The sequence below is a fragment of the Terriglobia bacterium genome (genome assembly GCA_020073205.1).
Classification (GTDB): domain Bacteria; phylum Acidobacteriota; class Polarisedimenticolia; order Polarisedimenticolales; family JAIQFR01; genus JAIQFR01.
The window spans coordinates 1-24,684 of sequence record JAIQFR010000013.1; the positions used below are offsets into that span (position 1 = coordinate 1).

At 69.4% G+C, this 24,684-nt stretch carries 24 protein-coding genes and 1 tRNA gene; 6 read left to right on the forward strand and 19 right to left on the reverse strand.

The genetic code is table 11. The annotated features are described in order from the left end of the window. Positions 1–30 precede the first annotated feature (30 nt). Together LAO51_04380 and LAO51_04385 are read right to left on the reverse strand one after the other, a co-directional pair. On the reverse strand, positions 31–1,062 hold the full coding sequence (locus LAO51_04380) for a polyprenyl synthetase family protein (GenBank protein MBZ5637978.1): 1,032 nt from the start codon (positions 1,060–1,062) through the stop codon (positions 31–33). 82 nt (positions 1,063–1,144) lie between these two features. Then, a complete protein-coding gene (locus tag LAO51_04385; protein MBZ5637979.1) occupies positions 1,145–1,810 on the reverse strand; it encodes an outer membrane lipoprotein carrier protein LolA in 666 nt (221 codons plus the stop codon). 132 nt (positions 1,811–1,942) lie between these two features. Here LAO51_04385 and LAO51_04390 point away from each other — a divergent pair, with 132 nt between their 5' ends. Then, complete coding sequence (locus tag LAO51_04390; protein ID MBZ5637980.1) at positions 1,943–3,070, forward strand: tetratricopeptide repeat protein; 1,128 nt, start codon at positions 1,943–1,945, stop codon at positions 3,068–3,070. Between the two features lie 22 nt (positions 3,071–3,092). Here the strand turns inward: LAO51_04390 and LAO51_04395 are convergent, their stop codons facing one another. Continuing rightward, positions 3,093–3,452 carry a DUF4870 domain-containing protein gene (locus LAO51_04395; GenBank protein ID MBZ5637981.1) on the reverse strand — a complete coding sequence of 120 codons (360 nt, stop codon included), beginning with the start codon at positions 3,450–3,452 and terminating at the stop codon, positions 3,093–3,095. A 113-nt stretch (positions 3,453–3,565) separates the two neighbouring features. Here LAO51_04395 and mutS point away from each other — a divergent pair, with 113 nt between their 5' ends. Then, positions 3,566–6,238 (forward strand): DNA mismatch repair protein MutS, encoded by a 2,673-nt coding sequence (gene mutS, locus LAO51_04400; protein MBZ5637982.1) that lies wholly within the window; start codon positions 3,566–3,568, stop codon positions 6,236–6,238. A gap of 24 nt (positions 6,239–6,262) precedes the next feature. Here mutS and LAO51_04405 read toward each other — a convergent pair whose 3' ends face one another. From LAO51_04405 to LAO51_04435, 7 genes are all read right to left on the reverse strand, one after another. Beyond that, the gene (locus tag LAO51_04405) at positions 6,263–6,607 is read right to left on the reverse strand and encodes an STAS domain-containing protein (protein ID MBZ5637983.1); all 345 of its coding nucleotides are present in this window, start codon (positions 6,605–6,607) and stop codon (positions 6,263–6,265) included. Further along, complete coding sequence (locus LAO51_04410; protein MBZ5637984.1) at positions 6,604–7,080, reverse strand: ATP-binding protein; 477 nt, start codon at positions 7,078–7,080, stop codon at positions 6,604–6,606. Before LAO51_04410 ends, LAO51_04405 begins: the two co-directional genes overlap by 4 nt. Before the next feature lie 314 nt (positions 7,081–7,394). Next, positions 7,395–9,563, reverse strand: a complete 2,169-nt coding sequence (locus LAO51_04415; GenBank protein ID MBZ5637985.1) for a TonB-dependent receptor — start codon at positions 9,561–9,563, stop codon at positions 7,395–7,397. 217 nt (positions 9,564–9,780) lie between these two features. After that, positions 9,781–10,755, reverse strand: coding sequence for a hypothetical protein (locus LAO51_04420; GenBank protein MBZ5637986.1), 975 nt, complete (start codon positions 10,753–10,755; stop codon positions 9,781–9,783). After that, positions 10,752–11,126 carry a BlaI/MecI/CopY family transcriptional regulator gene (locus LAO51_04425; GenBank protein MBZ5637987.1) on the reverse strand — a complete coding sequence of 125 codons (375 nt, stop codon included), beginning with the start codon at positions 11,124–11,126 and terminating at the stop codon, positions 10,752–10,754. The genes LAO51_04420 and LAO51_04425 overlap by 4 nt, the downstream gene beginning before the upstream one ends. Positions 11,127–11,248: 122 nt before the next feature. Then, positions 11,249–12,772 (reverse strand): YifB family Mg chelatase-like AAA ATPase, encoded by a 1,524-nt coding sequence (locus LAO51_04430; GenBank protein ID MBZ5637988.1) that lies wholly within the window; start codon positions 12,770–12,772, stop codon positions 11,249–11,251. 54 nt (positions 12,773–12,826) lie between these two features. Then, positions 12,827–14,677 carry a LysM peptidoglycan-binding domain-containing protein gene (locus tag LAO51_04435; protein ID MBZ5637989.1) on the reverse strand — a complete coding sequence of 617 codons (1,851 nt, stop codon included), beginning with the start codon at positions 14,675–14,677 and terminating at the stop codon, positions 12,827–12,829. Positions 14,678–15,007: 330 nt separating this feature from the next. Here LAO51_04435 and recA point away from each other — a divergent pair, with 330 nt between their 5' ends. Together recA and LAO51_04445 are read left to right on the forward strand one after the other, a co-directional pair. Next, positions 15,008–16,063: a recombinase RecA gene (gene recA / locus LAO51_04440; protein ID MBZ5637990.1), complete on the forward strand. Its 1,056-nt coding sequence runs from the start codon at positions 15,008–15,010 to the stop codon at positions 16,061–16,063. A 77-nt stretch (positions 16,064–16,140) separates the two neighbouring features. Beyond that, positions 16,141–16,216: transfer RNA gene (locus tag LAO51_04445), tRNA-Phe, on the forward strand. Positions 16,217–16,243: 27 nt separating this feature from the next. On the opposite strand, the gene LAO51_04450 is transcribed toward LAO51_04445, so the two are convergent. Both LAO51_04450 and LAO51_04455 read right to left on the reverse strand, forming a co-directional pair. Further along, a complete protein-coding gene (locus LAO51_04450) occupies positions 16,244–17,458 on the reverse strand; it encodes a site-specific integrase (protein MBZ5637991.1) in 1,215 nt (404 codons plus the stop codon). Positions 17,459–17,516: 58 nt separating this feature from the next. Then, positions 17,517–18,731 (reverse strand): tyrosine-type recombinase/integrase, encoded by a 1,215-nt coding sequence (locus tag LAO51_04455; protein ID MBZ5637992.1) that lies wholly within the window; start codon positions 18,729–18,731, stop codon positions 17,517–17,519. A gap of 284 nt (positions 18,732–19,015) precedes the next feature. Between LAO51_04455 and LAO51_04460 the strand changes: the two genes are divergently transcribed. Together LAO51_04460 and LAO51_04465 are read left to right on the forward strand one after the other, a co-directional pair. Further along, entirely contained in the window at positions 19,016–19,243 is a 228-nt protein-coding gene (locus tag LAO51_04460; protein MBZ5637993.1) for a hypothetical protein, read from the forward strand. Between the two features lie 35 nt (positions 19,244–19,278). Continuing rightward, positions 19,279–19,668: a hypothetical protein gene (locus LAO51_04465; protein MBZ5637994.1), complete on the forward strand. Its 390-nt coding sequence runs from the start codon at positions 19,279–19,281 to the stop codon at positions 19,666–19,668. A 72-nt stretch (positions 19,669–19,740) separates the two neighbouring features. Here LAO51_04465 and LAO51_04470 read toward each other — a convergent pair whose 3' ends face one another. The 7 genes from LAO51_04470 to LAO51_04500 all read right to left on the reverse strand — a co-directional run bounded on the left by LAO51_04470 (position 19,741) and on the right by LAO51_04500 (position 24,490). Then, positions 19,741–19,929, reverse strand: a complete 189-nt coding sequence (locus LAO51_04470; GenBank protein MBZ5637995.1) for a hypothetical protein — start codon at positions 19,927–19,929, stop codon at positions 19,741–19,743. Positions 19,930–20,027: 98 nt separating this feature from the next. Further along, positions 20,028–20,819: a sigma-70 family RNA polymerase sigma factor gene (locus tag LAO51_04475; GenBank protein ID MBZ5637996.1), complete on the reverse strand. Its 792-nt coding sequence runs from the start codon at positions 20,817–20,819 to the stop codon at positions 20,028–20,030. Between the two features lie 168 nt (positions 20,820–20,987). Continuing rightward, positions 20,988–21,476, reverse strand: coding sequence for a hypothetical protein (locus LAO51_04480; protein MBZ5637997.1), 489 nt, complete (start codon positions 21,474–21,476; stop codon positions 20,988–20,990). Positions 21,477–21,528: 52 nt separating this feature from the next. Further along, positions 21,529–21,978 carry a hypothetical protein gene (locus LAO51_04485; protein MBZ5637998.1) on the reverse strand — a complete coding sequence of 150 codons (450 nt, stop codon included), beginning with the start codon at positions 21,976–21,978 and terminating at the stop codon, positions 21,529–21,531. Positions 21,979–22,014: 36 nt separating this feature from the next. Then, positions 22,015–22,707 carry a hypothetical protein gene (locus LAO51_04490; GenBank protein MBZ5637999.1) on the reverse strand — a complete coding sequence of 231 codons (693 nt, stop codon included), beginning with the start codon at positions 22,705–22,707 and terminating at the stop codon, positions 22,015–22,017. Between the two features lie 35 nt (positions 22,708–22,742). Further along, positions 22,743–24,254, reverse strand: a complete 1,512-nt coding sequence (locus LAO51_04495) for a hypothetical protein (protein ID MBZ5638000.1) — start codon at positions 24,252–24,254, stop codon at positions 22,743–22,745. Further along, positions 24,251–24,490: a hypothetical protein gene (locus LAO51_04500; protein MBZ5638001.1), complete on the reverse strand. Its 240-nt coding sequence runs from the start codon at positions 24,488–24,490 to the stop codon at positions 24,251–24,253. The genes LAO51_04495 and LAO51_04500 overlap by 4 nt, the downstream gene beginning before the upstream one ends. Positions 24,491–24,684 lie beyond the last annotated feature (194 nt).

Below are 24,684 nucleotides of genomic sequence, written 5' to 3' on the forward strand. Positions count from 1 at the left end.
GAATCATCGGACGTGACGGAGACCGTCCGGTCAGCGGTCCCGGGAGATCAGGTAGCCGGGAACCGCTGCGAGCGCTCTCCGCGCCGGGCCGTCGGGGAAGTGCTCGAGTTCCGCGACCGCCTCGGTCGCCGTCCGACTCGCCTGGGCGCGGGCACGGCTCAGGGCACCGCTTTCCTCCAGGAGGTCCGTCAGCTCGGCGATCTCCGGGGCGCCGGCACCGCCGCCGTCCATGATCCGCCGCGCGAGGTCGAGGCCTCGACCGTCGCCGGAGGCGAGGAGGTAGATGAGCGCGAGCGTGGCTTTCCCCTCGCAGAGATCGCTGCCGGCGGGTTTTCCGAGCGTCCTGGGGTCGCCGGTGAAGTCCAAGAGGTCGTCCACCATCTGGAACGCGAGCCCCACCCGGGTCCCGAAGCGCCCCAGGGCCCCCTCGGTCGCCGCGTCGACGCCGGCCAGCATCCCCGCGATCTCGCAGCAGCCGGCGAAGAGGACGGCGGTCTTCCGCTCGATCAGGTCCGAGTACTCGGCGACGGTCAGGTCCAGTCGGCCGACGTACCGGGTCTGGAGCATCTCGCCTTCGGTCATGCGCAGGGTGATCTCCGCCAGCTTCCGGATGATCCTGAGGCTCTCGGCGTCCAGCGCCATCTCCATGGCCTTGGCCAGCATGTAGTCGCCGAACAGCACCGTGACGTTGTTCCCCCAGCGATGATTGACCGACGGGCGTCCGCGCCGCGTCTTGGCCTCGTCGATGATGTCGTCGTGGATCAGCGTGGCCGAGTGGATGAGCTCGAGGACCGTCGCCATCAGGACGTCGTGGGATCCGCCGTACCCGCACAGCTTCGCGCACAGCAGGTGGATCGCCGGGCGGACCCGCTTGCCGCCTCCATCGGCCACGAAGCCGCCGATCTCGTCGATGATTCCCACCGGTGAGGCCAGGTTCCGCCGGAAGGTCGCTTCCACCGCCTGCAGCCGTTCCTCGACGAGCGAGAAGATCGCCGGCGCCGCGGCGACCGGCTCCTGGAGCAGCCGCTCCGCGCGAGACGGAAACCGGTCGGAGGTGCTCAAGCGTCCCCTTCCCCTCGTCACTGGCCACCGAGTGTACCGGAAATCCTCGCCGGGGGACAACGGCGGCGCGGCGCGCGACCGCTCACGGGGAGTCGACGATCTCGGTGCCCGGCGGTGGCTCGAACGTGAACACCGACGCCGAGAGCCCCGTATTGCGGCGGACCCGGGTGAACAGGTACTGCATCCGGTTTCCCGCGGGATCGAGGACCTCGGCGCCCTCGATCGCGCCTCCCGGCGTGCGGACCGTCAGGACGACTTCCTCCACGCCGCCGCGGACCGCGTGCGGCACGAGTCTCACCCTGAAGATCCTCGCCGCGCCGGATCCGGCGTAACCGAGGAACTCCGCGTCGAACAGCCCGCCGATCGCGCCCCGCCCGGCGAGGAGAGCCGGTAGCAGGTCCTGATCGGGATCGAGCCGTCCTCGGATCAGCTGCCGGTCCTCCGGGATGTAGAGGAGGGTCCGGGCCCCTTCGACGATTGCGGTCTTGGGCTCGGGGTGCAAGTAATCCCAGCGCAGTCGCCCCGGCCGGAGCAGGTAGAACACGCCGGACTCCCGCGTGCCGGCTCCCAGCGCTCCCGAGAGGAGCCGCTGCTCGAACCGGCAGGTCAGGTCGTTCGTGCCGTCGAGCCATCGCTCGAGCCCCTCGATCTCGCCTCCCCCGACCGCGGGCTCCGCTTCCGCTCGCATCCCGGCGCCGCCGGAGACGACCAGCGCCGCCAGGACCATCGCGACCCCGCTCACCCGCATCCCACCTCCCCGCCGATACGGACCGCCGTTCGTTCGACCCGAGCGCGTCGCCGACAGGGTACCAGAGGAGCGGGGCCGGTTGCTTCCGGGAACGGGCGGTGATAATCAAGGGGCCTTCGCGGAGGTGCCTCGATGCGGACCGTTGCCGCCTGCCTCGTGATCGCTGCGCTCTCGATGACGCCCGCCCTCGCGGAGGGCTCGGCCGTCGCGCCCCCGGCGGCCGGGGACTCCCGCGCCGCCGCGATCGCCCTTTACGACCGGGGACGTTATCCCGAGGCGCACGCCGCGCTGACCGCCCTCGACGTGGCGGAGAAGGCGGACGGGGGCCTCCTGTACCGCCTCGCGTTCTGCGCGGGAGTCGCCGGCGACCAGGAGGAGCACGCGAGGATCCTGGCGCGCGCCGTGGCCGCGCTCGAGCAGGAGACCAAGGCCGGCGGACCGATCGAATCGTGGTTCTACCTCTCGAACGCATACCAGAACCTCGGACGCCCCGCCGACTCGGCGAAGGTCGCCGCCGACGCGACCTCGCGGCTCGAGGCGGGGACGTGGAAGGAACCGGAAGGCGGCGTGGACGTGTTCCGCCTCGCGAAGCTCTACGCCGACCAGGGACGAGAGGACCGCGCCGAGGAGAGGTACCGGAAGGCGGTCGAAGCGCTGACGCCCGAGGCGGTCCGGTACCCCGCGTACCTTCGCTGGGCAAGAGGCTACCTCGGCGATCTCGCGCTGCGGCGGGCGAACTGGGAGGAAGCGGCGAGCCAATTCGCCGCCGTGGTGGCGCTGCCGGCGCCGATGGCCGGGGAATGGCATAAGCTCGCGGTCGCCCGGGCGCGCATGGGCCGCTGGCAGGAGGCCGCGGACGCATGGCACCAGGCGGAGCAGCTCACACCCGGCGGAGGCGACGACGCGCGGTACAGCCGCCAGCTCGCGCTGCAGGCCGCGCAGCTCGGCTCGCTGCCCGCTCTGACACCCGACGGACGTACGTGGGACAAGCCCTCCACGGAGGACCTCGAGAACATGATGCTCGAGCAGGCCAAGGTGGCCCTCGCGCCGCCGCCCGCTGCGCCCGACGTCTCGGCGACTCCGGTCGTGACGCCGCCGGAGAATCCGGCCCGGCTCAAGGAAGCGCACAGGATCTTCGTCGCGGCGGGGATCGAGTACGCGGCTCGGGGGCTCCCGATCCGGGAGACGGCATTCTCCAAGGGATTCGCCCCGCTGGTGTTCCACCCGGAGCAATGGGAGCCGAAGACGACGGAGAAATGAGCGCGGCGCCGCGGCGGCGCGATCAGAACCTGTCGGCGAGGTCGCCGAGGACCGGGATCTTGAAGCGCTCGCCCTCCAGCGCCCGTACGACGCACATGAGCATCAGCAGAAGGATTCCGACCCCGACGAGGGAGATCGCGGCCCAGAAGAGGTCTCCGAAGAACGGCCAGGCGTACCCTCGGAGCAGCAGGTACACCGGCCGAACCACGACGTACAGAGCGGCGACGGTCGCGGTCAGCACCAGGCCCTGCTTGGCGTGCCACTTCACCAGCTCCCGCCGGCTCGCCACGAGGGAGAACAGAGCGAGGGGGCCCAGATAGTCGAACACCAGCAGGATCCGGTCCTGGTCGCTCAGATCGCTCGCGAGCTCCTGGGATTCCATTCGTCGCCTTTATATCGTCCCCCGGGGGCCGCCGTCAACGGGACGCGCACGGGACGCCGCCGCGGCAGCGCGGGGGCGCGCGTCCGGCGGTACCCTGTATACTTCGTCGGCCGATGCTCGAAGCTTCCTCCACCACCCCGATGTTCCGGCAATACCGGGAGCACAAGCGCAGCCACCCCGGCGCGATCCTGCTCTTCAGGATGGGCGATTTCTTCGAGATGTTCTACGAGGACGCCCAAGAGGCGAGCCGGCTGCTGGACCTGACGCTCACCGCCCGGGGGAAGGGGACCGAGCACGCGGCGCCGATGTGCGGCTTTCCCCACCATCAGCTGGACGCCTACACCGCCAAGCTCGTCAGGGCGGGTCGGAGCGTCGCAATCTGCGATCAGGTGGAGGATCCGAGAACCGCCAAGGGGCTCGTCCGCCGCGATGTCGTGAGGGTCGTGACCCCGGGAACGCTCACGGATCCGGGGGAGCTCGACGCGCGGGAGAACTCGTGGATCGCATCGGTCGCCGAGGCCGAGGGGGCCCTGGGGGCGGCGTTCCTCGACGCTTCCACCGGCGAGTTCCTGGCCTGGCAGTCCCCGGCGGACGACGCCCGCTGGGACGCGCTGGCCGAGCGCCTCCTCGCGTTCGGGCCGAAGGAGATCGTGCATCCCGAGGATTTCCCGTGGCCCGAGGCGTTCCGCCGGGAGAAGATCGGCTCGGCCGTGCTCACGTCCGTCGAGCCGTATCCTTTCGCGCCCGGACGGGCCGCGGACCTGCTGGCGAGGCACTTCGAGGTCGCGTCCCTGAACGGCTTCGGGCTGGAGCAGCGGCCGGCCGCGACCGGCGCCGCCGGTGGGCTCCTGCTGTACCTCCAGGAGACCCAGAAGAGCGCCCTCCAGCACATCGACGGGATCGCGGTCCACGAGCCGTCGCGCCACCTCCTCCTCGATCCCTCCACCCGGCGCAACCTCGAGATCGAGCGCTCGGCCCGGGACGGCGCCCGCCCGGGATCGCTCCTCCACGCCATCGACGCGACGCTCACCTCCGCAGGCGGGCGCCTCCTCCGGCAGTGGATCCTCTCGCCGCTCGCCGACGTCGACGGGATCGCGCGCCGGCTCGACGCGGTCCAGGAACTGCTCTTGAATCCGGCCGCGAGGCTCGACGCCCGGGAGCGGCTGAAGCCGTTCCACGACGTGGAGCGGCTTCTCGGCCGGACCGTCGCCGGGACGGCGAACGCGAGAGACCTGCTCTCCCTCGGGGCCTCCCTCGCCCGCCTGCCCGGGCTCGTCGAGGCTCTGGCGGAACTCGAGGCGCCGCTCGTCCGCGCGACGCTGGACGGACTCGACACGTGCGTGGACGTCGCGACCCGGCTGGAGATCGCGCTGGCGGAGTCGCCCCCGCCGGGCTTGAGGGAGGGCGGCCTGATTCGCGAGGGGTTCCATGCGGAGCTGGACGAGCTCCGCGCGATCCGTCGGGACGGCCGAGCCTATATCGCCTCGATCGAGTCCCGGGAGCGCGAGGCCACGGGGATCGGGTCGCTCAAGGTCCGGTTCAACAAGGTGTTCGGTTACTACATCGAGGTCTCCCGGCCCAACCTGCGCCTGGTTCCGGCGCACTACCTGCGAAAGCAGACCATCGCCGGCGGCGAGCGCTTTCTGACGCCGGAGCTGAAGGAGCACGAGGCCAAGGTCCTGAACGCGCAGGAGCGGATCGAGTCGCTGGAGTACGAGATCTTCTGCGCGCTACGTGGCGAGGTGGCGGGACAGGCGCACCGCATCAAGGCCGCCGCCCGCGCCGCCGCCCTGATCGACCTGCTCGCGGCCCTCGCCGAGATCGCGGGCGACCGCGGCTACTGCCGCCCTAAGGTCCACGACGGGACCCGCCTCAGGATCGTGGCCGGCCGGCACCCGGTCGTGGAGCGCGCCTTGCTCGATACGCGGTTCGTGCCGAACGATACCGACCTCGACGCCGCCGGCGAGGCGATCTCGATCCTGACCGGACCGAACATGGGAGGCAAGTCGACGTACCTGCGGCAAGTGGGGCTGATCGTGCTGCTGGCGCAGGCGGGGTCGTTCGTCCCGGCGGACCAGGCGGAGGTCGGGATCGTCGATCGTATCTTCTGCCGCGTCGGCGCGTCGGACAGCCTCGCGGAAGGGCAGAGCACGTTCATGGTGGAGATGATCGAGACCTCGATCATCCTCCACCACGCGGGACGCCGGAGCCTCGTGCTCCTCGACGAGATCGGCAGGGGAACGGCGACGTTCGACGGGATGGCGATCGCCTGGGCGGTGGTGGAGTCGCTGCACGGCCGGCGAGGAGGCCCGCCGCGCACGATCTTCGCGACCCATTACCACGAGCTGACCGAGCTGGCGGTGGCATTGCCGGGCGTCGTGAATCACCGCATGGGCGCGCGGGAGCGCGGCGATCGGGTGATCTTCCTCCACCGGGTGGAGCCCGGCGCCGCGGACAAGTCCTACGGCATCCAGGTGGCGCGGCTCGCCGGGATTCCGCAGCCGGTGATCGCGCGAGCCAAGGAGATCCTGACGAACCTGGAGAGGGACGAGTTCGGGCGGGATGGGCTTCCGCGGCGCTCGAGGCGTCAGGAAGGGGGCGGGCCGCCGGGCCAGCCGAACCTGTTTTCGGTGTGCGAAGCGGCGCCGCCTCCCGCGGAATCCGCCGATCCTGCGGCCGCCGAGGTACTGGCCGATCTCCGCGTTGCGGACCCGAATCGCCTCACGCCGCTGGAAGCGCTCCAGAAGCTCGCGGCGTGGCGCGTCAGGCTCGGCGTCGAGGAATGAGACCGCGCACCGAAGGCGCCCGCGTCAGAACGACTTCAGCGCCTCCGGCTCCTCGCTGAACGTGTCGAAGACTTCTTCCAGCTTGGTGAGCTGCAGCAGGTCGTAGACCTTGCCCGAGGGCTTCAGGAGGCGGACCGTGCCCCCCTTCTCCCTGGCCCGCTTGTAGCACGCCACCAGCTCTCCGATCCCCGCCGAATCCATGTACGAGATCTTGTCGAGGTTGAGCAGGATCTGGGTCTTGCCCGCGTCGATGAGCTCGTGGACCTTGTCCCTGAGCACGACGTCTCCCTCGCCGATGGTGATCTTTCCCGACAGATCCAGCACCGCAACATTCCCGACCTGCCGGAGCGCGGCCTTCATCATCGTCATGTCCTCCGTGGAATCGCCGGCCCGTACGACCGATCTTCACCCGCCCCGCGCGGAGGGTGGTGAGCCTTGATCAGCGTGACCTCCATGCCGCGCCCTTCGAGGTAGCGAAATCTCACGTCGTCCACGAAAGCCCGGATGAGCAGGAGTCCCCGGCCGGAGGTCCTCAGCCGGTTGTCACCCACCGTCGGATCGGGCGTCGCGACCGGGTCGAAGCCTCGTCCCCTGTCCACGACCTTGGCCTCGAGCCCCTCCGCGCTGGCGACCAAGGTCACCTCCACGTCCAGCGCCGGGTCCGAGCGATTGCCGTGGACGATGGCGTTGATCAGCGCCTCCCGGACCGCTAGGGCCGCGTTCAGCCCGTCCTCCTCATCGAGCCCCACGATCTCCGAGAGCTTCTCCGCCACCGTGTGCACCAAATCGACCAGCCGCACCTCGCTGGGGATCACGAGCTTCACCGAGGTCGCGGCCGCCATGGTCTCCGCTGGGACTCCTGCACCTGGCGGCGCGTTTCGTGCATGCCGCAGGGTGCGGATGAGGATACCGGCGAGGCTGATGGAAGTCAAATCGCACGGTGTGGGCAGGCCGGTCCGTCTCCCTCAGAACACCGACGGCCCGGACGGCAGGAATCGCTCCATCCGACCGAAAGGGGCGGTCCCGAGGAAGTGCGAGAAATGGGTCAGCCTAAGGCCCGCCCCCAGCGCGAGCCGCACCGCCTGATGGTTCACTCTCTGAAGGTCGAACGAGTCGGGGACCTGCGTCGGCCGGGGCAAGCCGGAGAACAAGTAGCTCAGGCCCGCTTGCGCTCCCCCAGGCGGATCCGGGCCGACAGGAAGATCTCCCGCGTTGCGGCCGTGTGGTACGAATTCCCGTCCGGGTCCGGCTCCGTGAACGCGATGTACTTGCGGTTCCCCGCGTTCCGGACGACGAGGGAGACGTCCCCACCGGCGGACCGCGCCTGCCAGCGGTAGGCGGCGCGGAGGTGAACCAGCCCGTACCCCCAAGACCAGCTCGTGTTGGTCGGGTCCACGTAGGCGCGGCTCAGCGCCTCGAGGCTCGCCCCGAAGGTCCAGCGCGGGACCCCCCGGTACTCGAGGTCCAGGTACGCCTGGTGCCGTGGGATGTTGGGGAGCCATGCGTCCCGCAGGCTCAGCGGCACCTGGGTGCCCGGATCCTCGGGGTCCACCGCCTGCGTGTAGAACTTCACGTCCGAGTACTTGAAGTCGGAGTACGTGTACGCGAGCTGCGTCGAGAACCCCTCGAACGGCTCCCAGCCCACCGACGTCTCGAGCCCGTACCTGCGGCTGGACCCGGCGTTGTAATAGAAGGTCTCGAGGTCTCTTCCCGCGACCCGGTAGCGGCCGAAGTCGTTGTCGGTGCTCATGTGGAACACCGCGACGTCGTACGAGCCCTGCTTGCCGAGGGAGCCGCGGGCGCCCACCTCCTCGCCGCTGGACGTCTCCGCGACGAGGCTCTGGTTGTAGCCGCCGAACGCGACGGGATTGTTGATCAGCTCCTCGGTGGTCGGAGGCGTGAAGCCCTGGCCCCAGTTCGCGTAGAAACCGCGGCTCTTCCACGGGTTCCAGGTCGCGCCGATGCGCCCCGTGGTCTTGTCGTAGCTCGGCAGCGAGACCGGCGTCATGGCCAGCCGGTCGTCGAAGTCGGTGTTGAATCCGTCCCACCGCAGGCTCCCGACGAGGCCCCACCCATGACCCAGCTCGAGCCGATCCAGCAGGAAGACGCCGCGGCTGCTCTGGTGGTACGCGGTGTCCGTGGGCAGCTGCGCGACGATCTCCGGATACACGTCAGGATGTGCGGTGGCCAGGAGAGGATTCACGACCTTCTGCTCGTCCACGGACTGCCAGGCGAGGTCGACACCGACGCTGAAGTCGTTCTTGATCCCCTCGCTTCCCCCGGTGTGCAGGGTGTACTGCAGCAAGGCGCCGGGGTTACTGTAGGTCCGGTAGATCACCGTGGACGGCACGGATTCCCGCCAGGTCGTGAGACGCGAGTAGATCGCGAACGAGAAGGTGTTGTGGGACCCTGGCGTGTAGTCGCCGGTCAATCCCGTGGTCACGCGCCGAGTGTACTGGTACTCGTTCGAGGCTACCCCGTCCGGGTTCGCCTGCCTGGGGTCCTGGAACACCTGGTCGATGTTGAGCCCTTCCGCGTTCCCGTTGAAGTACTCGGTCTGCGCGACGATCGCCGTCAGGTGGCTCGACGGCCCCCGGGTCCAGCTCAGCTTCCCGTAGACGTTGGTGGCGTCGGAAGCGGTGTGAACGCGGTAGCCGTCGTCGAACATCCGCGAGGCGGAGAGGCGGTACGACAGCGCGCCCGCCGTGCCGTCCGTCTCCGCGAAGAGCTTCCGGAAGCCGTAGGAGCCGACGTTGATGGACGCGTCTCCCTCGGGGTTCCTCGGGCCGCCGTCCCGCGTCACGATGTTGATCACCCCTCCGGCGGCGCCGGCGCCGTAGAGCGACGACATCGGGCCCCTCAGGACCTCCACGCGCCGGACCGTCTCCCAGTCGACGTCGAACAGATCGGGCACGAGCCCCATGGGATCGTTCAGCGGGATCCCGTCGAGGAGGACGGCGATCCGCCGGACGCCCCGCTCGGTGAGGATTCCCTCGCCGCGAATCGAGAGGTGCACGCGCTCGCCGTCGGCCTGGTTGTCCACCTTGACGCCCGGCACGAACTTGAGCGCGTCGTCGGCGGCGATGGTCTTGGATCTCGTCTTCTCGAGGTCCTGCTGGTCCACCACCGTCGCGGCGCCGGGGATCTCCATGAGCGGGACCTCGATGCGGGGAGCGGTCACCACCACGACCTCGGTGGACTCGATCCGCGGGATGTCCTTGTCCGTCTCGGGCGCGGAACCCGGATCGGCGAGGGTGGGCGCCGCGGCCAGCGCGACGATCGAGAGTAGAAGGAAGTGAAGAGGGCGCGTTCGTCGGGTTGTCATCTAGACCTACCTCCAACGCCTGCCGCGAACGGGAAGGTCCCCGCAGGGTGCAGGAACGAGTGCAGTGGCCTACGCCGTTTCCGTCCTGGAATCCCACGTGAAGGAAGTTGCAGCCTGCGACCGGACGCGGACGCGACGGCACGCAGACCTCCACTTGTCCACCCCCCGGAGCTTAGGGAGACGAGCCATCTACTACCAGACTTCGTTGTTGGAGGTGTTACCCGAAGAGGAGCACCACGGACTCCAGCAAATTGTGGACCTGGTGCAGGATCGTCGACACGGCTGCGAGGGGAACGAAGAGCACCCCCACCGCGAGCGCGATCGCGGCAACCGTCCCCGGCTTGCCGCGCGGAGGAACCACGGGCGGTGAAAGCCGTCCGAGCAGGCGAGCTGCCCGCCCCGCGGCCCCGCCCCCGTGATATAGCGCGGTCAACGGAAGCCCCCGCGGCCTCGCGTTTCCGGCGAGCCGCGCCACCTTGAGAAGGGCCGACGCGAGGTCGAGCGACGGTGCATCTCCCGCGGCCGTGGCGCAGTCATCCGCCGCTTCATCCGCGGCTTCCGCCCACCAGCGCTCGAGCGCAGCCCCGATCGGGGTCAGCGCCAGAATGTCAGGGCAGGCACGCAGCACCAGGCGCCTCCATGCGTCCCCGCGCCGCTGGTGGCCCGCCTCGTGAGCGACGATCGCGGCCAGCTCCGCCCCCGTGCAGTGCTCCAGCACGATCCGGGAAACGAACAGGCGCGGATGCACGCACCCGGCGATGGTCACGATTGGGAAAGGTTCGTCAACGGCGTACACCGGCATCGTGACGCCGACCAGCCGGATCGGGCAAGCGCCACGAAGCCAGCGGCGGACCAGCCGCTTCGTCGCCAGGAGGCCCGAGCCCACGCGCACGATCCCCGTCGCCAGGACGGCACTCGAGAACACGGCTCCCACCAGTAGCCCCAGAGCCACCCGTTCTCCGGTGTCCCACGGCTCGAACCAAACGAAGGCGGGTAGGACGACTTCCAAGGCGACGAAGAAAGCGAACGCCACCGGCAGAACACGCAACGCGAAGAGCCGCCGCGAGCGCGAGTCCGGCTCGGGAGTGAGAAGAGCCGCTGGCAGCAACGGACAGCTCAGCAGCGATGCCGCCGACATCGCCGTGCCGTAGGCCAGCAACGTCAGACAGCAGGCGAGCGCGACGAAATTCACCGATGGCCCTCGCTACGGTCCAGCGCGCGCCGACGGGCGCGCAGCACCTCTTCCAACTCGTCGAGCGCCAACTCGTCACGACGGCTGACCGCGTCGACGAAGCTCATCAGGAGCGGCCGGATCGCCGCGCGCTTCGAGAACGACGCCACGAGCACGTCGAGAGCCTGGCCCGCCAGGATGGCCTCGAGTTGCGCCCGGCTCGAGACCGGAACGTAGAAGAAGGAGCGGCCGGACCGTCGACGGGTAAGGATGCCTTTCTTGTGCAGCCGGTCGAGCGTCGTCATCAAAGTCGTATAGGCGACGCCCGGAAAGTCGCAGAGGAGATCGCGAACACGTGCCTCCCGATCCCGATTCCACAGTGCCTCCAGCACGCGGAGCTCGAGAGGCCCGAGGAAAGACGCGAGGGATCCTCTCTTGATCAACACGAGCGGAATCATACGCGAGTTTCGGTCGACCGAATAACGTTCGTCCTACCGGATGTGCGGCGCCGCGCTCACCCTCCCCCCAGCACCAGCGCCCTCCGGTACTGCACCGCCTCGGCGACGTGGTGGGGACCGATCGCCTCGATCCCCTCAAGGTCCGCAAGCGTCCGCGCAACGCGTCTGACACGGTCGAAGCCTCGCGCGGAGAGACCCATTCTCTCGCAGGCGTCGATGAGCAAGCGCCGCGAGGCGGGCGAGAGCGGCGCGAAGCGGTCGAGCTCACTCGGTCCCATGCGCGCGTTGCAGGTCGGACCGCTCTCGCCGAATCGCTCCCTCTGCCTTTCTCTCGCCGCAACCACCCTTTCCCGCACCGCCAGCGACGCCTCCCCTCTCGAAGGAGACGAAAGCGCCGCCAGATCGACCGGAGGCACGTCCACCACGATGTCGAACCGATCGATCAGCGGCCCCGAGAGCTTCGCGAGGTAGCGCCGGATCTCGAGGGGCGTGCAGCCGCACCTCCCGCCGGGGCTGCCATGATGTCCACACGGACAGGGGTTCATCGACGCGACCAGCATGAACCGGCTGGGGAACGTCGCGCTCGCGTGGATGCGCACCACCGTGATCGTCCCGTCCTCCAGCGGCTGCCGGAGCCCCTCGAGCGCGTCCCGGCGGAACTCCGGCAACTCGTCCAGGTAGAGGACCCCGTGGGTCGCGAGGCTGATCTCACCTGGCCTCAGGCGCAGTCCTCCTCCGGTCAGGCCGGCGAACGAGATCCCGTGGTGCGGCGATCGAAAAGGGCGGGTGGCGACGAGACCGCGGCTGAGTCCCGAAGCGCTCCAGATGCGCGTGACCTCCAGCGCTTCGTCCGGTGTCATTCCCGGGAGGATCCCGGGGAGTCGTTGCGCCAGCATGCTCTTTCCCGAGCCAGGAGGCCCGGAGAGGAGCAGGTGGTGCCCTCCCGCGGCCGCGACCTCGAGCGCGCGTCTCGCCAGGGCCTGTCCGCGAACATCGGCGAGGTCGTGCGACGACCGGCCGGCCTCCGCGGCCCGGAGTGCCGAGGCGACGTCGGGACGCGACACCCGCGCGCTCGCTCCGTTCGTGGCCGCGACGTCGGCGAGCGACCCCACGGAGACGGCGTCGATCCCCGCGACGAGCGCGGCCTCTTCCGCGTTCGCGCGGGGGACGAGCACGCGCCGGCGGCCGACCCGTGCCGCCTCCATCGCGATGGACAGCGCGCCTCGGATCGGCCGTACCGAGCCGTCGAGACCGAGTTCCCCGGCAATCACCGTCTCCTCGGGATGGCTCGCCTGGATCTGCCCGTCCGCCGACAGGAGCGCCACCGCGATCGGCAAGTCGAGTCCGGCCCCCTGCTTCTGCACCTCCGCCGGGGCGAGGTTGATCATCGCCCGCCCGTCGGGGAGCGTGAACCCCGCGTGCGGGATCGCCGAACGGATGCGCTCAATCCCTTCCCGGACGGCCACGTCCGGCAGCCCCACTGCGGAGACGCTGGGCAGCCCACCGGCGAGATCGACCTCGACCTCGACCAGGCAGGCCTCGACCCCGATCAGGACGGCACCCGTGGCACGCCCGAGCATGGTCCGGCACCCTCTCGGAAGGCGAAACGGGACCGAGACGGGAGGAGGCGGGAGCTACTCGATCGTGAGCCTCAGGCCGGGGTAGATCGTGGCGTCCGGCGAGAGGTCGTTCAGGGCGCAGATCCGGTCCACTGTGACCTGGTAGCGGTCGGCGATACGCCGGAGCGTCTCGCCTCGCCGAACGGTGTGGACGACCCGTGCGGCGTCCTGAGAGTGGCGGGCCGCCTTTGCGGGAAGGGCGTCGGCTTTCGCCTCCGCGGCCCCCGGGACCGTCAGCCGATCGCCGACCTTGAGCGTGCGATTCTGCGAGATCCCGCTGGCCGAGGCGATCGCGGCCGGCTGGGTGCCGTACCTCCTCGCGATCGACGACAGCGTGTCCCCGCGGCGCACCCGGTAGAGGGTGGCGCCCGCAGAGCGCGCGGCGGGCCTGGGCTCGGTGGAATCTGCGACGTCGGCCGCGCCCGCCGGCACGATCAGCGACTCGCCGGGATGGACGGCGGTGCGCTTCCCCATCCGGTTGGCCTTCCGGATCTCGGAAGTCCGGACGCCGTAGCGGCGGGCGATCCCAGCGAGGGTCTCGCCTTTCGCGACGAAGTGCCGCGCCACCGCCGACCGCTCCGCTGCCGGCACCTCGGCGAGAGCGGCGAGGGTGGTCGTCCCCGTCCCCGCCGGAACGCGGACCTCGGTGGAACCGGGAGGGGTCTGGCGGCGTCTCAGCGCCGGGTTGAGCTTCTGCATCGTGTCGACGTCGGTTCCCGCGCAGCGAGCGAGCACCTTGAGGTGCACCGAGCCTTCGACCCGGATGTTCTCGTAGTCCATCGGCGCATCGGGCTCGAACTCGAAGCCGAACCGCTTGGGGTCCTTCGAGATCAGCGTGGCGGCGAGGATCGCGGGCACGTAGTTCGCGGTCTCGTTCCGCAGGACGCGGGTCGCGGCCAGATACCAGAAGTCCCGTTCTCCCGTCCGGTCGATCACGCGCTGGATCTTCCCCTCGCCGGCGTTGTACGCGGCCAGCGCGAGGTACCAGTCGCCGAACATCGCATAGAGGTCCTTGAGGTACGCCGCGGCGGCCCGGGTCGCCTTCTCCGGGTCCGAGCGCTCGTCCACCCAGGCGTCGGTGCGGAGGCCGTAGCGGCGCCCCGTGCCGACAATGAATTGGAAGATCCCCTTGGCCTTCGCGCGCGAGAACGCGTTGACCTTGTACGCGCTCTCCACGTGCGCCATGTACGCGAGGTCCTGCGGCAGGCCCTCTTCCGCGAAGATCCTCCGGATCATCGGAAGGAACCGGCCGGAACGGATCAGCCCCGGGAGGAACTTGTCGCGATCGCGGTTCGTGAAGAAATCGACCCAGGCGATCACCTTGTCGTTCACCACGAACGGGATGTCGAACTTCAGACCGGAATAATCGATGAGGCTGCGCTCCTGCTCCATCTCGCCCGGCGTCAGCTCCGGCGGAGGCGTGGCCAGCTCGTCCAGGGGAGAAGGCTCGACCTCTTCGGTCTCGACGTCGACCTGGTCCGGACCGGCCTGCGCCGCGCCGTCGAGCGCCTTGATCTCGTCCGAGATCTCCGCCGAGATCTCGCCGAGCCTGGGGTCGGTTCCGCCTTCCTGGAGTATCCGAATCGCGCTGTCGAATTCCTGACGCGCGGTCGCGGCGTCGCCCTCTCCCTGAGCCCGCTCCGCAGCGGCCTGGTGGGCGCGCGCGCCCAGGATCACCTCTTCGACGGCGTTCCCGGCAGGCACCGCAACCGCCGGTGCGTTCGCGACGGGGGCCGGTGTCTCGTTGGGCGGAGTGTCCACCGAGCGCTGGTTCAGGGTGGCGCAGCCCGCGAGCGCGAGCGCCAGCACCGCCGGGAGGAGAGTGAAACATGGCTTGCCCGGGAGGGTCGACCGCAGCCTGATCACGTCGGCTCCTCCACGCTCAGGCGCCCCGAAGGCTTCGGCGGCGGGCCTATGAGTCGTGGCGAATAATAAGGGCCGCTTTCGGTGCTGTCAACCTTGAACTCTTCAAGTTGCCTTGGCCCGTACGCCACCCACCCATAGCAACGGACGCGCCTTGCGCCGTGACGCGGCTTCCGGGGCGCTGGAGGCCACCCAAAGAACGCATTCGTGAGTCCGATTTCGATCCCGAAACGCCACGCCTTGACAGGGCCGGAGGCGATCGCCTAACCTCCAGCGAGGCCGGGGACCCTGCGACCAACCGGCGGGACGACGCCTCCCCTGGAGAATCCCATGATGCCAGACTCGAAGGAAAGGACGAAGGCGATGGATCTCGCTGTCTCGCAGATCGAGCGGCAGTTCGGCAAGGGATCGATCATGAAGCTGGGCGACCGCGGCCACGTGGAGATTCCGGTCATCTCCACGTCCGCGCTCTCGCTGGACTTCGCTCTCGGCGTGGGCGGGATACCCAAGGGGCGGGTCGTCGAGATCTTCGGACCGGAATCGTCGGGCAAGACCACCCTAGCCCTCCACGTGGTGGCGGAGGCGCAGAAGCTCGGAGGGATCGCGGCGTTCATCGACGCCGAGCACGCCCTCGACCCGGAGTACGCGAAGAAGCTCGGCTGCGACGTGGACAACCTCATGGTCTCGCAGCCGGACTCCGGCGAGCAGGCGCTCGAGATCGTGGAGATCCTGATCCGGTCCGGCGCCATCGACATCGTGGTGGTGGACTCCGTGGCCGCGCTGGTGCCGAAGGCCGAGCTCGACGGCGAGATGGGCGACTCCCACGTCGGCCTCCAGGCCAGGCTCATGTCGCAGGCGCTCCGCAAGCTGACCGGGGTCGTGTCGAAGAGCGGGACCGCGCTGGTGTTCATCAACCAGATCCGCGACAAGATCGGCGTCATGTTCGGCAATCCCGAGACGACGACGGGCGGACGCGCGCTCAAGTTCTACGCCTCGATGCGGCTCGACATCCGGCGCATCGGCGCGATCAAGGAAGGCGAGGAGACCACGGGGAGCCGCACCCGCCTTAGGGTCGTGAAGAACAAGGTGGCACCTCCCTTCCGCTCCGCGGAGTTCGACATCCTCTACGGCGAGGGGATCTCGAGGGAAGGCGACCTCATCGACCTCGGGATCGCCCAGAAGATCATCGACAAGTCGGGCTCGTGGTTCTCCTACGGCGAGATCCGCCTGGGGCAGGGGCGGGAGAACGCGCGTGTCTTCCTGAAGGACAACGCCGACCTGACCGCCGAGATCGAGGGGAAGGTCCGAGAGGTTCTGGGGATGTCGAAGCGAGCGGCCGCCGCTCCTCCGCAGGAGGCCGAGAAGGCCCACGCCAAGTCCCGCGGCTGACGTTCAGGCGATCTCCTGACCTTGACGACCCAGGGGGGCGGTGCGAGAATCCACGCGCTTCGCGGCATCCGGCAGGAGGCTCGGTAGCTCAGCTGGTAGAGCGAGGGACTGAAAATCCCTGCGTCGGCGGTTCAATTCCGTCCCGAGCCACCAAAAAGCCCCACGATTCAATGTTTTTAACTAGCCACCCAAAACAGCCTCGCGAATAGGGACCGAAACGGGACCCTCGCGGAGCATTTCGTCGATCGCTTCGACCGCGGTCCGGAGGTGTTTCGGGTCCAGGTGGGCGTACCGGGCGGTGAGTGCCGGACTTGAGTGTCCGAGGATCTCCTGGACCTCGTACAGCGGGGTCCGCCCCTGGACCATCCACGAAGCGGCCGTGTGCCGGAGGGTGTGAAACCCGACCTTGCCGGGAAGCTCGGCCCCCCTGGCCGCGGCTCGGGTCGCCTCGCTGACGAGCCGCCTCCTGGCCTCGTCGGCGTATCCCTGGCCGGCATCGTCCACGAAGACGTACGCCTCCAGGACTCGGACCTCCGTGGCGAGTTGCTTCCGTCGCCCCTTCGCCTCGTCGAGGACGGCCTCCGCTTCGCGATTCAACGGGACCGTGCGGGCCCCCGTCTTCGTCTCCATCGCTACGGTCAGCGTCCGCGCCTTGCGGTCCACCTCGCCCCACGTCAGGAGCGCGACCTCTTTCAACCGGAGGCCGGTAACGACCGCAAGCCGAAGCATGGGGCGGAGCCACGGCGGAGCCGCTTCCTCGAGCCTCCCGAACTCCTCACGCGACAGGTAGCGGAGCCCGCCCCGGTTCGGCGACGGCTTCTCAAGGTCCGCCGCAGGGTTGAACGGCAGATCGCCCCACCGCACGGCCAACTTGAACATCCGATGCAGCGCGCGGAGGCGCTTAAGGACCGTCGTCGAGGAGAGGGGGGCCCGGGAGGTGCGCTCGGGTCCGCCCTCGACCCTCTTGCTCTTCGGGATCGGCCGCCCCGGGCGCGCCGTCGTCTGGAGCGCCACGCGGTAGGCGTCCAGGTCGGCGCGTGATATTTGCCGGAGCGGTCGGTCGCCGAAGTGCTTCACAAGCTCGCGGACGTTCGACGGGTAGTGATTCGAGCGGCGCTTCCCGGGATGCTCCGCGAGGAACCGTGTCGCAAACTGCCGGAAGGTCGGGCCCGTCTCGGGATCCACCTCCGGCGCCGGCGCGTGCGGGTCGACCCACGTCCCGGCGTTGACCTCCGCCTTCCGCTTCGTCAGGAAGTCGGCGGCGTCCTGCTTCGACACGGGCCGACCGTCCAGATTCAGGGGGACTTGTTCTTTCTTCCGCCGGCCGTTGTCCAGCTCGTACCGGACGAAGTAGTAGACCATCCCGTCGCGCTTGTTCCGGCGTTTCCAGATCATCGTCAGTCCTCCTCGTTCCGCCACGCCTGGAGCACACAGAGGAAGTAGTCGGCGGATCTCACGCGATCCCCGCCGCTCGCAGCCTCTCCGCGGTGAACGTCTCCCGCCGGGCCGCGTGCCGCTCCATGCTTCGGACGCATCCACGGAGGACCCTTCGGGTGTCCACCTCCTCGGACCGCCGCCGGTGCGTACTCTCCCGCGCCGCCGCCGTGGTGTCGGGCGCCGGGTGCGCTGCGGTCCATTCCTCCCGCCGCTCGACGGGGACGCGCCAGAGCGCGCCGAAGTAGTGGGACATCTCCGTGCGGACCACCTGGGGGACTCTCCTCCTGGTCGCCATGATCCCCTCCTCGTTGCACCCTTGCGGGCACGTCCAGAACCGATAAGCCCGGCGTCCGTTCGGCCCCGGGCCAGCTATCCATTCGGTGTCGCAGATGAGGCAGCGCAGCCGCTTCCCCTCTCGGTCCATGCACTCTACGTTGACCTTCGCCAGTTCGCCCGGCTCGGCGTTGATCGGCCGCGCTTCGCGCCATCTGCGGCGGTGCGCGATCCACCAGGAGTGCTCTCGGTGACGGCGCCGCCCCTCTTCGCCGGCCTCGCGCATTCCCCGATGCTGGGTCTCCCAGAGACGTAACAGGGCGCCGCGGTGCTCGCGTGGGTGACAGGTCCGCATCGTCTTGCGAAGCATGGAAAGCTCGACGTGGGTATAGATCGCGGTGGTAGCGAGGTGCGCGTGTCCAAGGAACCGCCGCACCTGCTCTATCGAGGCGCCCCCTTCGTGTAGGTGGGTGGCGAACGAATGGCGCAGCGCGTGAGGCGCGATCCACTCAGGGAGCCCCGCTGCCCGCGCGGCCCGCTTCACGATGCCCCACACCGCGGAGCGCCCCAGCGGGCGGCCGTTGCGTCCGGGGAATACCCAGTCACCACAACGACCGCGACCGAGATACAGGGCGAGCGTTTCCGCTGCCATCCCCGCCAGCGGGGCGAGCCGTTCGTTACCGCCCTTGCCTCTGACGAAGAGACTCCGATCCGCCCAGCGGATCGAGTCCACGCGGAGGGAGGCTACCTCGCTCGCTCGGAGGCCGGCGCCGTACAGGAGTTCCAGGACCGCGGCATCCCGTAGACCGCGACGGGTGCGCCGGTCGGGAGCGGAGAGGAGTAGAGAGATTTCGAGCGGTCGGAGAGTCTGTCTAGGCGGATAGGATTCTCCAACGGGGAAGGTAAAGTGTCTGCTCTTGTCTGCTAGGATTGCGTTAGCCGTGGGTCGCGCCATCATCGCGTCCTCCGGTTAGGGGCCTCCGACGGTTCGCGCCGTCGGGGGTCCCGCTTTCGATGGGAACCTACGCCTAGCCGCGGAAACTGTCAAGCGGGGCCTCCCGGCTCGAAAATGACGCGCTGGGCGGGCCCAGGATCGCTCGGCGCGAGGTCGGCAGGGTGATCGCACGTCCGGTTTCGGCGGGCCTCCCCTCCGCCATGATCCCGGCGCTTGCATGAGCTGGTAAACGTGCCGCTGGTACGGTTGTATGATCCGGTCCACCGTAGATCCCTCGGGGGTGAATCATGGCGTTGATGCTGCCTCTCGGCGTCTGGACCTACCTCATGAGCTTGTTCGCTACCGCCTTCGTCGCAGAATCGAAGGGCCGTCCCGGCGTCGGCTGGCTGCTGCTCGCGGTCGTCATGGGGCCTATAGCTCTCCTCGCCGTGGGCCTTGCCGAGCCCGCATGGGACGAGGACAAGGCCCAGCGATGGCGGAAGGGCGAGCGGTCAGTCCAGTCCCCCGCCGCTTGAAAGGTCGCTAGACCTACTTCGTCGCGGGGATGCCGATGAAAAAGGGCTGCCTGATCGTCCTCGCCGTGATCGGTGGGATTTCCGTTCTCGGGATAGGCGCTTGCGTCGTGCTGTCCGTCGTCTGGACCGGCCTCTCGCAAGTCTCCCCGACGACTCGTACCGTCTTTTATGGAGTGGTCGCCCCGGACTGTGGCGCTTCCGTGACGTACTCGGCAGCAGGCGGAAGCAGCGAGCAACAAGACGTAAGGTCGGGTTGGCAACACCGTTGGGGCGGTCGCACCGGAGATTGGATCTACCTCTCGGCGCAAAACAAGTGCGACTACGGGACCGTGACAGTCACGATCTACGTTGACGACAAGTTCTTCAGGTCTGCGAGTAGTGACGGCGCGTACAAGATCGCCACGGCGAGCGGCACCCTGCCGTAAGGTCGGGAATCGTTCCGGCGTCATCGTCCCGCCCTCTCCGCCTCGGTCATCCGTCGCACCGACGCGCGCCCGTCACTTCGTCCCGGCGCTGTTCCTCGCGCCGATCGTGCGGGCGACCGCGGCGCGACCTTCTCCGGCCGACGCGCCCGGCGAGGGCTGGCGCGCCACCACGGCGCCACCGGGGGCCGCCGTGGCCTGTTGGATCTGCCGCTCTTGCGACGTTCGACTTTCCACGAATGAGGTATCGAGCTTCTCTGCCATGTTCTCTCCGTGCGGCTCCCGCCGCGAAGTCGTCAACGATCTACGTCCACGAGCCGTCCCGTCACCCCGCGGCCGGCGAGTTCCGCGCCTCGCCAGCTTCAGCGCCGCGCCGGCTGCAACCCCGCGACTTCGGCCAGGGCGCGGAGCCTGCGCTCGGCCTTGGCCAGTCGGAACGCGACCCCCTGACGGGTGATACCAAGTTCTCTCGCGAGGGCGCCTCCGCCCCGTGGGGCCTGGCCGTCGAGTCCGTAGTACGCCACCAGGACCCCACGCGACCGCGAGGGAAGCCGGGCGACTTGCTCCCGGACCCAGCGGGCCGCGTCCTCTCGCTCGGCGTCCTCTGCCGGCGTCGGCCCGGGCGCCGCGACCTTCCTGAGAATCGCCCGCTGCTCCTCGGGGTCCAGGTCGTCCAGGTGGACGACCGAGAGCGAGGCGGCCCGCTCGAACGTCTGGGCCACCGCACGCACGGAGATGCCCGCCGCCTCCGCGATCTCCGCCTCCGACGGCTCCCGGCCCAGCCTGCCGGCGAGCGTTGCCGCGACGTGGAGCACCGTGGAGAGCCGCCTCGTGTACCACGCCGGGATGTGAAGCGGTGACTCCCGGCGAATCAAATCCCAGACGGCGCGCTCCGCCACCACGAGCGCGACGATTCGGAACGGGGTCGACGTGTCGGGGTCGAACCGCTGCGCCGCCTGCACGATCGCGAGCCGTCCCTCCTGCGCGGCATCGTCGAAGAGGTGCATCGGCACCCGCGGCCGGCTCGCAACCCACCGCGCGAGCCCCACCGTGCGCTCGATCATCTCGCCCCTCGCGCTTTCGTCGCCCGCGGCAAGGCGGGCACGGATGGCGGTCTCGGCGTCGGCGGTCAGGCGAGCGACAGAGGAGGACATGGACACCTCCGGCTTGTGCTAACCTTGGGCCGTTCATGTCCACCGTCCTCCTGGCCCGCCACGGGAGCCACCCCGGGCGGGCCGTGCTCTAGATGGGGCGCAGCCGGGCGAAGTCGCCAGACGGTGCGCTGAGGGAGACCGCGCCCCGGACCGCCCCTCACCCCGGTCTCAAAACCTGATGTAGAACCCGCCGCTCCCGCGGCAGAACTTCGCGAAGGCCCGAACGAGGTGCTCGTACTCCTCGACGATCTCGTCCGGGATGACCATCTCGCATTCCTCGGCGCCTTCGTCGAGAAGATTGACGGCCCACGGCCGGAGGTACTCCCGCGTCGCCCCCGCCGGCCAGGTCTTCGTCGGGAACACGCCCGTCGCCCGCGTGGCCCGATAGCCCGCTTGCGCATCGGCGACGGCCTCGATTCCTCCGGTCTCGATCCCGACCGCGACCGCTTCCGCGACATCGGCGGGGACGCAGAAACCGTCCGCGAGCCATTCGTCCGTGGCGCCGTAACTCGCGCAGAGGTCGGCAAAGAACGGCCACGAGAGAGGCGGGATCCTGGAGAAACTTGCTCCGTTCGGCACCGCCGCGGTGAAGGCGCCGACCGCTTCAAGGAGGACGGAAGGGCGCCCCAAGGGGCGCGGCTCGAAATCGTGATCCATTGCCGCTCCTTTACGGGGACCGACAGCGGCCCCCGTTCCACCGCCAGGCGCTCTAGAAGAGTCCGCTCCGCAGCCGCGTCTTCACGGTGACGTACCCCTCGCCCAGCGCGGTATCGAAGAACGGGTGCGCGTCGTCGAAGAACCGCAGAACCGCCTCGGTCATCAACTCGACGACCCGCTCGTGTGGCGGGCAGCCGAGCTTCGACTGGCGCATGTCCTGCTCCAACGCCATCGCGCTGGCGTCGAGCATGGCGCGTTGAGCCGCCGACAGGCTGCGAGCCTTCACGAGACGCTTGACCGCGGCGGGAACGGTGCCCGTCCGCTCCGCCTCGCGCAGCGCCACGATCTCCCGCTTTGTGAGCGTCGGCGCCTTCGGCTGCTGCGCCTCGGCCAGTTCCACGCGCAGCCGCGCGATCGTCGCGTTGGCCGCCGCGTCGAGATGCGCTGCCTCTTTTGCGAGGGCTCGCCACGCGGCGTCCATCGCCTCGTTCAGCTTGTTCATACAACTCCTTTGACCGGGCCGTGGGGCCCGTGGTTCTTACTGCTTCACGCCGAGACGGGCGAGCGCGTTCACCGTTCCGCCGTCGACCAGCGGACCGGCGAGCACGACGGGGAGCCACCGCAGGAACAGAGCCGCGCGCTCCCGCTCGGAGAATCCGGGATCGGTCGCGTCCATGCCGGCCCACGAGCGATCGCAGAGCCCGGCCCAGACCTTCGCGGCGCGTGCGGCGACGTCGGCCAGCTCGACCGAGGGCGCGTCGACGAGCGGCGCCTTCTCCCCGAGTTCGCGGACCAAGGCGCCCAGCTTCGCGAGTACCGCGTGAGGTACGGCCGCGAGCGAGGCGGCCAGCTCGTCGAGCAGGCGGTCATGCTCCGCGAGCAGCGGCGCGGCGAGTTTGCGCTGGCGTTCCGCCTCGAGGGTCCGCTCCTCGACCGCGATCTCACCCTCGACCCGGGCCAGGTCTTCGGAGACCAGCCCGAGCGCGTGCGCGGAGTGTCCCGCGATCGCCTGCATTTCCTCGACCGCGACCTCTCCGTCCCGGACCGCCGAGGCCCGGACGGACCCGGCGACGTGAGCCGCCTTCGCCTCCTCGAGTGAGACGCGGCCCTTCTCGACCCGAGCGACGTCGCCCTGGTGCTCCTCCTCGAGCGCGGCCTGGCGCGTCCGGAGACGCGCGGCCGCCACCTTCAGGTCCTTCAACGCGCCCGTCGTCGTGGTCATCGTTTCCATTTCGGTCCGTCCTTCCTGCGCCACAGCGGGCGCGGTCAATTCGTTGTCTGGATCTCCGCTACGGGTACGCCGTCAACGTGCGTCACGCCCCGCGCTGCAAACTGCGCCGCACGCTGGGCCCGGATGAAATCGAGAATGCCTTGATGGGGCGCGGGAGTAGCGATCTCTCCGACCGCCAGCGCCAACGCGCAGGCGCGATCGTCGTGCAACCGTCCCGGCGCCGCGATCCGTTCCCCGCCACCCGACAACCGCGTCACCTCGAGGAGCTGAAGCTCGCGCCGCTGCGTCTCATCGTCGAGGAGCCGAATCCGACCCGATACCACGAGGTCCCGAAGCGCCTTGAATCCCATCGTTTTCGGACTTGACGGGCCCGACGTGAACGCGCGCTCCTCGAGCTGCACGCCGGCGGCCGTGAAGTGGGCGCGCGTCACCTCGGAGCCGTATTGATCGCTGACAACCGAGCCGAGGCCGAACGCGGCCAGCTCGGCCTTGATCTCCGCCACGATGCGCTCAACACTCGACCCCGGGAGCCATGCGCGCGTCACGAACTGCACGACCGCGCCGTCGTCGCGGCGGCCAACGATGCAGAACGCCCACGGATCGTTTCGCAGTCCGCTCGGGTCCGTCGCGGCGACGTACGCGAAACCGGGCACCCGCCCCCGCCGCTGCACCCCTTCGTCAATCGCCCCCTCGAGGTCCGCCACGCCGAAGAGCCCGTCAACGCCCTCGAGGAACTGCGCGCCCAGCTCGGCAGCGGCTGAAATCGGATCGTCCGCAAACTCGCGCTCTAGATCGGCGGCTCGCTTGTCGGGGCGCATGATCCCGGTAGCAGCCTGAAGCACGAGCGCGCCCTTCGACTGTCCGAACTCGGCGCGATGCAGGTCGTACAGGTAGCCGGTTTTTCGCCACGGCGTCGAAATCGCCACGAGCTGCGCCCCGGGGAGGAGTCGGGGACGAACAGCACGAACGATGTCCACGTCGTTGACCGCGAAGTCACGATCCCTGAAGAACGCAGTCTCCTCGAGCACCGCCGCAACGAATCGACGGCCACGAACTGCGCGGCCGCCGAGCGTCGCCGGGAGAATCGCGACTTCCGTTCCGCGCTTGAACCGGATTGTCTCCGCCGCCGGCTCTCCGTCCAGCTCCGCGCGCACGAGCGCCGACGTGTCGAGGATGCCCTTGACGTAGCAGAGTGGAATTCCCGCGAGCCGGGTATCAGGTGCCACGAGAAGCCCGACCGCGCGTTGACCCGGCCGAAGGGCCGAGACGTCGCCGAAGAGCGCCCGATGCAAGAGCAACTCGGCGGCCATAATGCTCTTCCCAGAATCGGCGCCCATAACGAGCGCCACGACCCGGCGAGGGGCCCGCAAGTCCTCGCCCCACGGCCGACCGGCGATCGTCTCGAATAGGTCCCGCTGCTCCGTGTCCGCCGGCGGGAGCCCGTCGAGGAGCCGGAGCGCGAGCCGCTGTCCGGGCGACGCCTCGTTGAAGTTCCCGAGTTGGGGATCAACCGCGAAGTCCTCGAGGGAAATCCGAGGGATCGTCATGGCCTCCCCCCTCGCACCCGGGCGCCCTTCGCCCGCTGAGCGGCGGGAGTCGGTCGACGGTCAACCCTCAGAGCCTCGCGCGAGGCGGTGACTAGATCCCCCTCGACGCGGGCCCGCTCCCGCTCCACCTCGCGGAGAACCGCGGCGGCCGTCAGCACGTCGGCCAAGTCGCCCCCGCTGAGGCCGACGCGGAGGACGGCGGACAGCGCCTCCCGGCGGGCGGTCCCCACGGACACGGCAAGGTCCCGGAGCCGGCGGAGCGCCGTAGCGATCCGAGCGCGGACAGCCGGGCGCCTCGACGAAGCGCGAGCGGTCACGGCGTCACCCTAGAACGGTGGGGCGCGAGCCCGCCGAGCAGAGCCCGCGCCTTCCCGTGGCCGGTCGCCGTTCGTCCAGCGGGCGAGGAGTCCCGCCTCGAGGGAGCGGCCGG